Consider the following 12,913-nt stretch of genomic DNA (forward strand, 5'->3'; position numbering starts at 1 on the left):
TGAAATTAACGAAGGCCCCCCCACTTACAGAAATAGGGAACTTAAAAACTAGATAAAACCGGAAGCAATCCCGGTTTTATTTATCATAATACTTTATTTAGATAATCGATTAGCAACGCTGGACGCCATGTAGGAATCCGGTTTGATGACACATTGAAAGCCACAAGATCTGACCCAACCCATTATTTCAGCAATATACTTAGCCGTCGGACCATTATATCCGGCATCAACATGAATTGCTATCTTATTGGGAATGTTATCATTAAGAAATTTTCCGTTTAATCTTTCGGCGAGTTCCAAACTTAGATTTGTTTCATAATAAATCTTTTGGCGTATATTGCTTATTTTATTAACTCTTCTAATTTCCGAGAAGAAAATTCCGCCTTTACCGACTTTATTTTCAATTTTATGAATGCCAACGGTTATTGGTATTTTAGTATCATTAAAGTTTTGGCTGTCTGAACCAATTGAGACTTTGTACTCTCCTTTCTTATCTTGCGATAAATAAGCTTTGATTATTGAGTACATTTCTTCGAAAGAGATTTCACCATACATCATACTGTACACAGTACCATCTCCGTTCCACTTATCGCTTCTGTTAAAGGATGATAATAAGTAATACTCAATAATAGTAAAACTATACCTTACTCCACTAAAACTCGTTTCTTGGAGAGTAAGGGGAATCATTGAAAGGAATTAACTGACTCTGAATTCTTGGATTGAAGTGAGAAGTTTTTGAGCGGTTGCGGCTAATTCTTGACTTGCCCTAGTCAAACGACTGGTGGTTGCCACTTGTTCTTGAATATTACCTGTCACAGATTGAACACGTTGTGCTGTAACCTCACTAAAACTTCGTATATTAAAAATCGAATCCACGATCTGTTGATTGCCGACAGCAACTTGCTGGATCGAAGTGGATATTTCCCTGACCTGAGTCGATACCTCTTCAATATGACCATTGTTCACGGCAAATGCTTCTCCGGCGGTCTCAACGACTTGAATCCCCTCTTCAACATCATTTAAAGCGTCCTTCATAACTGAAACCACCGAGGTAATATTGTCATGATTATTACTAATCAAGGAGCTAATCTGCTTCGAGGCTTCCTGAGCCTGTTCTGCCAGCTTCCGCACTTCTTCAGCAACCACAGCAAACCCTCGTCCATGTTCACCAGCCCTCGCTGCTTCGATGGCAGCATTAAGAGCCAGCAGATTGGTTTGCGCAGCAATATCACTGATAAATTTCGTAAAATCCTTAATTTCACTATTACTTGCGTTAAGATTATTAATGTTATTTTCTATTTGTTTAGTTCTGTTTCCTATGACAGACATCTGTTGAACAACTCTGTCAATTGCTTCCTGGCCAGATTTTGTTGTTTTGGAGGTCTTCTCGGTAAGATCTGCAACAAAAATGCTGGTAGCTGCAATTTGCTGGGCGCTTGCAGATACCTGCTGGATAGCAGCGGAAGCCTCATTGACTGTAACCGCTTGCTTTTCAGTATCAGAGGCAGCTGCTGTCATAGTACCGGCAATTTGTCCTGAAACAAGAGAATTTTCTTCAGTGATTACTTGAATTGCCTGAGCACATTCCGACACAAGTTGACTGGATCGTGAAACTGCACCGACTAAATTACGCAGAGTAGTTCGCATCGCATCAAAAGCAAGACCTAATTGACCTGTTTCATCCCTTGAGGCAATAAGCCCTTCATCATGACCTACTAAGTTCCCACGTTCAACTTCCTGCACACTTTTTAACATTTCCTTGATGGGGTCTGCTAAAAGTCTCGCTACAAATAAGCCTAAAAGCAAGCTTAGAAGAACCGCAGCAATTGGAAAAATGAGCAAAACTTTGCCGGCGGAAAGAAAATCTTGGTTATTTTGGGCAAGAGTTTTATCCATGGACTCTTGATTATAAGAAATCAGGTTCGAAAGCAGAATATGTATACTATCAACATAAGTTAAAGCATTATTGGTATAATCGAAATAGGCTTCTTGTTTTGTTCCTTGGTCACTGAGGTCGAAAGCCTTTTGCCTTTCATTTCTGTAGTCCGTAAGGGCTTTTTTTAAGCTGGTTAACTTTGCGGTTTCCCCCGAACTTTTACGGATTGAAGCAAAGTCCTTAAGAGATGCATCTATGGTAGTATCAGCATTTTTTAGATCCTTAAGAATTTCTTGTCTGCGGATTTCGTCAATAGGAGCTAAAATCATCTCCATGGACAAAGCCTCTGCCGCTCCTGTATTAGCCCTAACTTCATTTAAAACCTTAACGGCTGATAACGAGCTGGCATACATTTTGTTAAATTCGCTATTTTGTCTTTGATAGTAAGCATAACCTATGTAGCCGATAAAGCCCATCAAGATAGCCATAATAAGAACCAAACTATTAATTTTATAGGCTATTTTTAAGTTACGAAAACTTCCAAGTAATTTCGTTACAGTCTTATTATTAATTGAATTTTTCTTCCTTGACGTTAAGAATTTTAATTTGCGAGAAATAGCTTTGAAAGTATTTTTTATAGTTACATTTGTGTTTGATAAAATTCTACTCATATTATTTATCTTCAACAATAATTCCTCCATTATCGTCGATTTAGAACGGGGCCACGCCCATTTGAAGTGGGCGTCTCACGTTTAGATGAATCGTTTGCCTGAAATTCGCTTCGATTTTAGTTTTTTCCATAAATTATTTAGCGCAATATGAAAGAGTTGCCTCCTAAAGCCTTTACTTCTTTTTTAATTCGAGCAGCCCGCTCGGAGACTAATAAAGGCGTCCAATTTTGCTCAGCAGTATTAATGACGAGCCCAGCCAAAGCAACGCTTAAGTTCTCTTGACCTGGTAACTGTTTGCAAGATTGCTCAAATTGTTTAATAATATTAGCCGCTAAAATTTCCAGATTTGCTGGGGAAGCGATTGCAATAAAATCATCACCACCTATGTGTCCGACAAAGGTCTCGTCGTTCAAAGAATCTCTCACATTCAGCAAGACCTCGCTTAACATTTTGATTACTAAGTCGCCCTGTTGAAAACCGTATAAATCATTGTAGTATTTGAATTTATTAAGATCTATGTAGAGAAGGCCAAAGGTAAGATCCCGTTCTATATGCTGCCGTATTTCCTGATCAATACGCAGGTTACCAGGCAACCCTGTCAGGGGATTGGCTCCTTGGGCCAACTGAATCTGTCTCTCTGACATAGCTTTCATGAGATTTGCTACAGATACCATACCGATGGGCTTTCGTTGATTAGCAACAATAATTCCGTCATAAAGCTGGGAATCAGAACGCTGCATTGCTAGACTAGAGACAACTTCCAAAGGCGTAGTATCTTCAACCATCAACGGATTGGTATCCATCAAAATAGGAACTGTACGTTCTAAATAAAGAGGAACCCCATAACGGGTACCCAGAGCCGCAAATAGTCTATCCCGCTGCATAACTCCAACGATTCGCGAATCCTCAGTAATCCCAACGAGCCATTGATGAGGATGGTCACGAAAATAGGTTTCTACAACACTGACAAGGACATTGGTTGCAAAAAGGGGCAAGGGTTCTATCATGGAATTGATAGGTTTATTTTCCGTATATTTAAAACGGCGCTCAGGATTGAGAATTTCCCTAACTGCAGGGTTAATACTCCCCCGGAAGAAATCGGGTTTGGCGACAAAAAAACCTTGGACATAATCAACACCCAGCTGGACTACGGTTCGCATTTCTTCATCTGTTTCAACCCCTTCGGCGATAATACTGCAGCCGATACGCTTGGAAAAGGTAACAAAGGTCTCCAGTAAAGCCCATTTTGTGGGATCAGCGTGAACTCCCGAAATTAAAGACCGATCAACTTTGAGGAAGTCCGGATGAAGTTCGGCGACGGATTGCAGAGAAGAATAGCCGGCCCCTAAATCATCTAAGGCAATTAAGTAGCCCTGACCGCGATAATGATCTAAGGCATCGCGAAAGGCGGCGTAGTTTTCAATAGCACTTCGCTCGGTAATTTCAAGCACAACATTGGCAGGTGTAATTCCCATTTCACTAAGCAATTTTCTCGTTTGGCCAGAGGCAAATTCAGGGTCAAGCAAGATTTGAGGGTTAATGTTCAGAAATAGAAATTCTTTATCGTTTAAAACATTGGGATAAGCTTTAATTGCTTGCCGGCGGCAAAGAGTTTCTATAGGATAAAGTTGACCTATTTTTTCAGCAAAGGGAAAGAGATCTGAAATATCGCTGAAACAAATTGAACCTGGTATACGGGTCAGTGCTTCAAAACCAAAAATATCACCATTTCGTGTCTCGATGATTGGTTGAAAAGCTGTTCTCAGGTACTTCTCCGGTTCTTCAATTAAATGGGTGATCTCTTCGCGCCGGGCGAAAAATTGAGGATCTGGTTCGGATTTATTGAGAAGAAAAGCCTCTTTCACCGCCGCATAAAGTAAATAATCAGCACTTCTGCTGTCTATATTTACACACCGGGCAATTCCGGTGCGCAAGCGGATCTTTTCTTTCACAAGTTTGCTCAACCTGCGATTAAACCGTTCTTCCATAGGAAGAACCCATTGTTCAAGTAGATCAGACATTTCCCAATGTGTGTTCTCTCCGGGAACAAAATAAACAACGAAATCATCTCCCCCTCTGCTTTCCAAATGTGAGAACAGGAAAAGACTACGTTGTTTTTTAAGAGTGAAATATATCTCATTTTCAATCTCAGTCAAAATTTCCTGACAAATTTTATAACCATAACGAAACTCAACTTCATGAAAATTAATGATGTCAAGATAAACTACCCAGATTGTTTTATTGTCTTTTAGTAGTTGGTATAGTTTTGGTAAGCCTTTAACTTTAGACGCAAACATCTAAAAACCCCTTCTTCAGGCATTCACCATGCTGTCGAATTTGCGAGAAATTAATCCTCATTTACATCTTAATTGCTTTCTGTAAAAATCTAATGAATCAAATGTTAATTCAATGTTAAAACTGGATAAATTCCTCTACAAAAAAAAAGCTTTCTAGAGGCCGGGTCCTTATCCTTAGCCGCAAGAAAGCTTCTCTGCAATTAAAATCAAGATTTGCGAATGACACCACCCATTTATGATTTGGAAACACCTCAAAAGATATTAAGCAATTTTGATTATTATTAAATAATTCGTCTAGACACAAATTCCTCGTTTAGTTTTAAAATAGTTTCAATAACCGTTTGCAAATCGCCTCGTCTTGAGGCCAGTTCGACTTTAAAGGCTAAAATCTTTAACTCTTCTGCGTCATGTTTATTGGCCAGTTTTTTCAATTGGTGAGCCGTTCTCTCAATAGCTGGTAAATCGTTATTGGCTATTAAATCTAGTAACTGAGTGATTAAAGCCACTAATTGGCTGGAAATCCGTATTCCCTGCATATCACCCGGAAATTTAGCCACTTTGGGTGCAGCAGTATTGGTAACGTTCTGAACAGCATCCAATAAGTCTTCCATCAAGACCGGTTTAGATAGATATTCATCCATACCCTGAGCAAGAAAACGCTCTCTGTCTCCTTGCAAGGCGTAAGCCGTCAGCGCAATTACCGGTGTATATTTTAGGTTATATTTTTTTTCTCTTTCTCGTATTAGCTTTGTCGTGTCAATTCCATTCATTTCAGGCATATAGATATCCATGAGTATAACGTCAAATTCCTGTTGTTTGAGAACCTCTAAAGCTTCCAAGCCATTACAGACTTTATGAACGTTGTGGCTTCCCATCTGCAGCATCTTCGTGAGAACATCCTGGTTTACTAAGTTGTCTTCTACCAGAAGGATATTTAAGGGGTATTGTCCCTTTGTAATTTTCTTCGCCGACAATTGTTGTTCATCAGTGCTCTGCCCCAAGGGAAACTCAAGGGTAAAGAAGAACGTGCTTCCTTCTCCTTTTCGACTTTCAACCCACATTCTTCCTCCCATTAACTCCGTTAATTGCTTGGAAATAATTAGCCCCAGACCTGTACCGCCATATTTTCGAGTATGGGAACTGTCTACTTGACTAAAGCTCTTAAACAACCTTTCCATTTCGTCTTCTGCTATCCCGACTCCGCTGTCGGAAACGGAAAATTCCAACGCGTATCTCGTTTTCAATATATCCGCAGCTTTGGTGTCACGAACTTGGACAGTCACATGTCCCTGAGATGTAAATTTTATAGCATTGCTAATTAAATTATTAAGGATTTGCCTAAGCCGATTGGGATCTCCTTTCAAATACGTTGGTATAGAGGGAGAAATCGAACTGGTTAACTCCAAACCTTTGCCTACGGCACTGGGATTATGTGCTTTAACTAGTTCTTCCAAAAGTGTTTTGAGGTTAAAGTCAATGCTTTCAGTCTGCATTTTACCTGCCTCCATTTTGGAAAAATCTAAAATATCATTGATGATGTTTAAGAGGGAATAGGCACAGCTCTTAGCAACTTCCAAACAGTCATACTGCTCTGGAGTCAGAGGTGATTGAAGAACTAAATCAATCATACCTACCGTACCGTTAAGGGGAGTCCTGATTTCATGGCTCATATTTGCTAAAAACTCACTTTTAGCCACACTGGCCTTTTCCGCTTCCTCCTTGGCCTCCCTGAGCTCAATTTCATATTTTTTAGGTTTGGTGATATCTGTAATAATTGCTGCAAAGCATTCGCTGCCTATGCAATAAAGGGACCTATAATACCAATGTTTTGATTTTTCATTGAAGAACTCACCTTCGTACTTTGACTCGCCTGATTTAAGAAAATCACTAATTTGTTTCAGCAAAAGTTTTTGATCATGATGATTCATGTTGTTTACTTCCGAAAATCTTGTTCCAATGAGTTCAGTTCTATCTCTGCCTATTAGCCGAGCATAGTGATCATTAACTTCTCTGAATTGGTAATCTTCAAGATCGCCATTCTTATCCCAAATTGCTTCACAATAGGCAAAAGAACTTGTCATGTTCATAAATAGAGACCTATATTTATGTTCACTCTCACGCAGGGCAAGTTCGGACAATTTCTGTTGGGTTATAATAACGCTTTCAGCTTGCAAACGGCCACTTATATCCCTGAAAATAGCAATACTCCTGTCTTTGCCCATTCTTCTGACAACTTGGGTATTAATTTCAACAGGGGTGAGTCTACACTTATGGGGTACTCTATCTCCATCAGTTCTTAACATTTTTTTCACTTCCGTGTTTGTTAATCAATTATAAATCATTTTCCAATCGTGTATGCTTTTTGATCATTGTAGAAAGTTTCCGGATATCGATAGGTTTACTGATATAATCGTCCATTCCCATGCTTAAGCACTTTTCTTTGTCACTGCTCATGGCATAAGCTGTAGTTGCTATGATGGGAGTATGATCCGCTGTTATTGATTCTCTTTTTCTGATAGCCTTAGTGACCTCATATCCGCTCATTCGCGGCATCTGAATATCCATTAAAATCAAATCAAAGCTATTGCTTTCATAGAATTCTATAGCTTCTATGCCATTTGAAGCCACTGTTAAATGCCAGCCTTTTAATTTGCTTATTTGTTTAATAATTAACTGACTGACAAAATCATCTTCAACCAAAAGAATATTTAAGGGCAGCATTGATTTTTCTTCAATTGATTTATCGCAAATGATATCAAACTTTGATTGATGTTCAGGTACCTCGACTAAGCAAGTAAAATAAAAAGTACTTCCTTTGCCGAAATTACTCTCAACAAAGATCTCTCCCCCCATAAGCTCGACCAATCGTTTAGATATTGCAAGGCCAAGGCCTGTCCCTTGAAAACGTTTGGAAAAAGACGTGTCTAGCTGGGTAAAATAATTAAAGAGTTTCGGTATATCTTCTTCCTTTATTCCAATCCCCGTATCTGAAACAGAGATCATCAAAAGGACTTTATTCTTGATCGATTTAATCATCTTAAAGGAAAGACTGATCTTCCCTGTTTCTGTAAACTTAATGGCATTTCCTAAAAGGTTGTTAATAACCTGGATCAGCCTAGTCTTATCCACAATTATTTCTTTTGGTACATTCTCTCCAAGGCTGACTTCAAAATCCAGTCCCTTGGTCTTGGAAACCGCTCTCAGCAAATTGAATTTATTTTGGATTAAGTTCTTGACATCGACATATTCAGGGCAGAGTTCAACCTTTCCAGCATCAATTTTTGATAGATCAAGGATATCGTTAATAATATTAAGCAACAAGGTTGAAGATGACCTTATCGTTGCCAGCATATGTTTCTGTTCATCCGTCAAGTTCGTAAATTTCAGTAAGTCTGTCATCCCTATGATCCCATTCATAGGCGTTCTTATTTCATGACTCATATTGGCAAGAAATTGGCTTTTGGCTTTGTTCGCAGAATCAGCTTCTTCTTTTGCCTTAAGCAACTGAGCTTCAACCTCATAATGTTCCTGAATTTCTTCTTCCAGCAAAGTATTTGTCTCTTCCAGTCTGGCATTCGTTGTAAGCAGCTGCGCGTTGAGGTTTCGAATAGAATCCTCAGCTTGCTTCCGATGCGTAATGTCCTCAAAACTCACGAGACTGGCTACTATTTGTCCGGCGGTGTTGGCTACGGGCGTTCCAAAAACCTCCAGCAACATACTTCTCCCATCCGGTCGAACAATTACCATATCATCGACATGCCGCCGTTCTCCCCGCATCCCCCCGATTATCGGCATTTCTTCTCTAGGGTAAGGTTCATTCGTATTAGATTTATAAACCGAATAGTCATCCAATAACTCTTCAATACGGATATTATCTAAGTCGCAGCCTAATAATTGTTTCGCTCGTTTATTCGTAAAAATTGTTTTCCCAGACGAAATCTCAATCATTAATACACCAACATTTAAATTGTTTAAGAGCGTATCCATAATCTGGTTCTTGTTGGCCAGATCATTTTCAATCCTGGTTCGTTCAGCGATTTCCTCCTCCAAAATTGCATTCGTTTCTTCGAGACTATAGGTTCTGTAGGCTACGATTTCTTCGAGTTCACTGTTTAATTGCTTGAGTTTATTCTCAGCTTCTTTCCTTTGGGAAATGTCATAGACACTAGAACGACTCATAAGGTAAGTTCCATGTTGATCGCAGACGGCGGAGCCGCTTACTAAAACAGGAAACAATGAATTATCTTTACGAATAAGTATAAATTCTAAATCTTTGACCCAGCCCCGCTTAATATATTCGGGATAGTTCATTTCGAAAATCAGCTTGCTCTCGGGTGTGATAAAATCACTATATTTTTGGCCGATAACTTCTTCTCTAGTGTAGCCCAGCCATTTTAACTCCGTATCATTAATTCGAATGATCTTCCCATTCCTATCTAAAGAGTGATAGCCACAGGGTGCATTTTCATAGAGATCTCGGATTTCCTGCATAGATTGATGCAAGGCTTCCTCAACTTTCATTCTTTCAGAGATTTCCTCTTCTAAACTGATATTTGTTTCTTCAAGCATGCCATTGGTTTCTTGTAGCTCCCGCGTTCTTTCAAGCACTGTATTTTCCAGCGTTTTATTAAGCTTGATGATTTCTTCCTCAGCCTTTACTTGCTCGGTAATATCATGAACAATGGAATAGAGTAAATTTTTATTATTTAAAGAAATGGGGCCGCTATAAACTTCCACATGTCGAAACTCCCCATTCTTTAATCGATGCTTAAATCGAAACTTGCCTTTCTTCTTACGATTAGCCTCTTGCATTTCGCCTAAAACTTCTTCGATAGTTAGTGTATTTATTTGACCAATATGCATGGCCAAAAACTCACGCAAACAATAACCGTAAAAATTACATGCGGCATCGTTAGCATCAATAAAATTTCCTGTTTTCCAATCAACTAAAAACATAATCGAATGACTATTTCTAAATAGACTGTTATACAGAGAATCATAGTTTAAGGTATTTGCATCAATGCCATTCATATAATGAAGTTCTCCTTTTCCAGAAAATGAATTTGGTAATACTAAGCCCTTTATATTAAAAATAAGTGCGGGAAGGATAATTCATAATAGTTAGACATTTTTGAGTGAACTCGTATTAATATTCGCCACAAATTTAAGTTATTATTATTTTAATTTAATCTACAATTCTTTATTATTCTACACTATCTTCCTTATTCCTTTAATAATTCACAAAAAAACAACGGATTTTGCTAAAATCCGTTGTAAATATCGTTTAGTTTGGCTATATTCAACGCGCTCTTTTTTAACTGTTCGTTTATCTTTCCCAGCCTAACTCTCCACTGTATCGGATAGTCTTAAAGGCAATTTTCGCCATCTCGGCATTTTTAACTGCTCCCTCAAAATTCTCCCGCCTTGCTGCTAGCTCAATTTTGAAGGCTAGGGTTTTAAGGTTATCCGCTTCGAGCTTTTCAGAGCTGGTTTTAATTTTGTGTGCAGCTTGTTCTATAAGCGGTAAGTCATGTAAGGCTATGGCTGTTTCAAGGTCTTTAATATGACCGGAAATTTCCCGAATTACTAATAGGTCATCCTCACATCTGATAAATGTCTCTGGTTTGAAGTTTATGAGTTTTCCCTCTTCACTAATCTCGATTTCAAGCTCTGCCTCATTAGATCGAATTTTTCCCTGGTCACGCTTTACTACTGAATTTAAAACCCGAAATAACTCGTCAATCTTAATGGGTTTAGGAATATATTCATCTAATCCATAAGACAGGAATTTCTCCCGATCTCCAACAAGAGCGTAGGCAGTTAAAGCAATGATAGGAGTATGCTGATTATCACCTTCTCTTGATCTGATTTCCTTAGTCGCCTCGATTCCATCCATAACGGGCATTTGAATATCCATAAAAATCGCATCATACTGATTCCGAGCATGGCATTCAAGAGCTTCCGCCCCATTTGTGGCAGCCTCAACATAATGTCCTTTTTCTTTAAGCATTAAAGTCAAGACCATTAGATTAACGCTATCATCTTCAACGATTAGAAATCTAAGAGGTTTCACAGCATCGCAGATAGACATAATCTCATTTGACGCGGGATCGTTTAATTCTCCTTTGGCGCCAAATTTTATACTGAAGCTAAAGGTACTTCCTTTTCCTTTCTTGCTTTCTAGCTTTATATCTCCTCCCATTATTTGTACCAATTTCTTGGAGATCGCCAATCCCAGCCCCGTACCACCATGCTTTCGTCGAATAGAACCGTCCACTTGACTAAAATTTTTAAAGAGCTTTGCCTGTTCGTGCTCAGATATTCCGATACCCGTATCGGAAATTGAGAACCTCACTTCGACAGTCTCGTTAGTTTTGCTAAGCTCTCTGACTGTCAGGATAACTTCTCCAAGATCTGTGAATTTTAGAGCATTATTTAAGAGATTATTTAACACTTGCATAAGCCGATTTGGATCACCGTACAAATTTGGGGGCAGAGAGGAAAAGCAGCGGTAATCTAACTTTAAATTCTTTTTCCTAGCCATAGGCAAGTGTGATTTGATAATTGAATTCAGAAGTTCCTGGAGATCAAATCTTATATTTTCAATGACCAATTTTCCGGCTTCAATTTTCGAAAAATCTAAAATATCATTAATTATTTTCAGTAGAGAACCAGCACAGGTTTTAGCAATCTCCAAATTTTCTCTTTGCTTAGAACTCATCGTAGTCATTAAGGTTAAATCGATCATCCCTATCATCCCATTAATTGGGGTGCGGATTTCGTGACTCATATTGGCTAGAAATTCGCTTTTCGCCTGATTGGCAGCCTCAGCATTTTCTTTAGCAAGATTTAATTCATGTTCTGCATTTATACGTTCAGTCATATCCGTTAGAATAGAGACAAAATAACCAGGCTCAGGGCTATACAGCTTTACAGAAAACCAACGCTTACTCCACTTGGAATAGTAAATCGGCGAATTGAGCTCAATTCCTGATGAAGCAACCTCTCCGTATTCCGCCATCCTTTGCCTAAAGAATTCTTGATCATCGCCGGAAAAAAGTTCCGAATACTTTTTGCCGATAATTTTTTGACGTGATACATTAAAAATTTTTTCATAAGCTTCGTTAATTTCTAGAACCTCATAGTCTATGGGGTTCCCCGCTTTATCGAAGATAACTTTATTATAAGCAAAGCTATCCGGCATATTCATAATTAGCGAACGATAGCGTTCATACAAGACTCTTTGGCTCTTTTCACTTTTGAATAATTCAATCTCAGCCCTTTTTCGTTCTGATATATCCCGGATAAAATTAACTAAAACCTGTCGATCCTCAATCATTGTAATATATGCGCTAACCTCAACAGGAAATCTGCTTCCATCTTTTCGCAAATGATTAGTCTCGAATAAAATTCCCTGTTCCCCGACCTCATTTATCGGCTTCGATTTCCAATCGTCTGTGTCGCGAAGATTAAATATCTTGAGACTTACCAATTCTCTTTTAGCATAGCCATAGGCAAGTACTGCTGCTTTATTAGCTTCTAAGATATTCCCTTCCATATCGATAATAAGAATAATATCACGGGCGTTTTCTAAAAGAACTTGATATTTTTTCGCTGAAACCTCAACTAATCTTCTATCTGTGATATCGTTGAGCATAACTGCCACTTTCCGTTTGCCATGAACCGTTATTGGAGTAATGCTTGCCTCAAACCAAGATCTCTTCTTTTCTTCCTCGCCAATCAGTATCTTGCTGTACTCAAGGCGTGTTGTTACTTTCCCTGCCTTCATAGCAGAATCTACAGCCAAGCGTAATTTGCACGAGGGACATTGCTGCCCAAAACCACATCCCAAAGGGGTTTCAAAACTGCCCTGACAACAAATCCCGTCTCCCAAAGGCTTGCCAAAAACACTCTCAGGATTAAGATTAAGATAATTAATGGCAGCATCATTTATTTTTTCAACCTTTGAGCTTTCGTTGAGCAAAAACATACCTATGGGACTAGTATCAAAAATTATTTCGAAATCACTAAACTCTGTCATACTCTTCCGGTTCCCGGTCATACCAGTA

General features: G+C 38.8%; 6 protein-coding genes. All 6 read right to left on the reverse strand.

The window, feature by feature from the left end:
* Nucleotides 1-93: 93 nt before the first annotated feature.
* Nucleotides 94-567, reverse strand: coding sequence for a ribonuclease H-like YkuK family protein (locus B5771_RS22980; RefSeq protein WP_088189595.1), 474 nt, complete (start codon nt 565-567; stop codon nt 94-96).
* A gap of 129 nt (nt 568-696) precedes the next feature.
* On the reverse strand, nt 697-2,562 hold the full coding sequence (locus B5771_RS22985) for a HAMP domain-containing methyl-accepting chemotaxis protein (protein WP_172408351.1): 1,866 nt from the start codon (nt 2,560-2,562) through the stop codon (nt 697-699).
* A 122-nt stretch (nt 2,563-2,684) separates the two neighbouring features.
* Nucleotides 2,685-4,844 carry a bifunctional diguanylate cyclase/phosphodiesterase gene (locus B5771_RS22990; protein ID WP_088189597.1) on the reverse strand — a complete coding sequence of 720 codons (2,160 nt, stop codon included), beginning with the start codon at nt 4,842-4,844 and terminating at the stop codon, nt 2,685-2,687.
* 281 nt (nt 4,845-5,125) lie between these two features.
* Nucleotides 5,126-7,147, reverse strand: coding sequence for an ATP-binding protein (locus B5771_RS22995; RefSeq protein ID WP_088189598.1), 2,022 nt, complete (start codon nt 7,145-7,147; stop codon nt 5,126-5,128).
* A gap of 28 nt (nt 7,148-7,175) precedes the next feature.
* The gene (locus tag B5771_RS23000) at nt 7,176-9,875 is read right to left on the reverse strand and encodes a PAS domain S-box protein (RefSeq protein WP_088189599.1); all 2,700 of its coding nucleotides are present in this window, start codon (nt 9,873-9,875) and stop codon (nt 7,176-7,178) included.
* 295 nt (nt 9,876-10,170) lie between these two features.
* The gene (locus tag B5771_RS23005) at nt 10,171-12,906 is read right to left on the reverse strand and encodes a PAS domain S-box protein (protein WP_088189600.1); all 2,736 of its coding nucleotides are present in this window, start codon (nt 12,904-12,906) and stop codon (nt 10,171-10,173) included.
* Nucleotides 12,907-12,913: the final 7 nt, after the last annotated feature.

It is taken from the genome of Desulfosporosinus sp. FKA, assembly GCF_002196785.1.
Classification (GTDB): domain Bacteria; phylum Bacillota; class Desulfitobacteriia; order Desulfitobacteriales; family Desulfitobacteriaceae; genus Desulfosporosinus; species Desulfosporosinus acididurans.

Bases quoted from the DNA above. Each gene is read 5' to 3' on its own strand.
- B5771_RS22990 (WP_088189597.1), bottom strand. From the start codon at position 4,844: ATGTTTGCGTCTAAAGTTAAAGGCTTACCAAAACTATACCAACTACTA.
- B5771_RS22995 (WP_088189598.1), bottom strand. From the start codon at position 7,147: ATGTTAAGAACTGATGGAGATAGAGTACCCCATAAGTGTAGACTCACC.
- B5771_RS23000 (WP_088189599.1), bottom strand. From the start codon at position 9,875: ATGAATGGCATTGATGCAAATACCTTAAACTATGATTCTCTGTATAAC.
- B5771_RS23005 (WP_088189600.1), bottom strand. From the start codon at position 12,906: ATGACCGGGAACCGGAAGAGTATGACAGAGTTTAGTGATTTCGAAATA.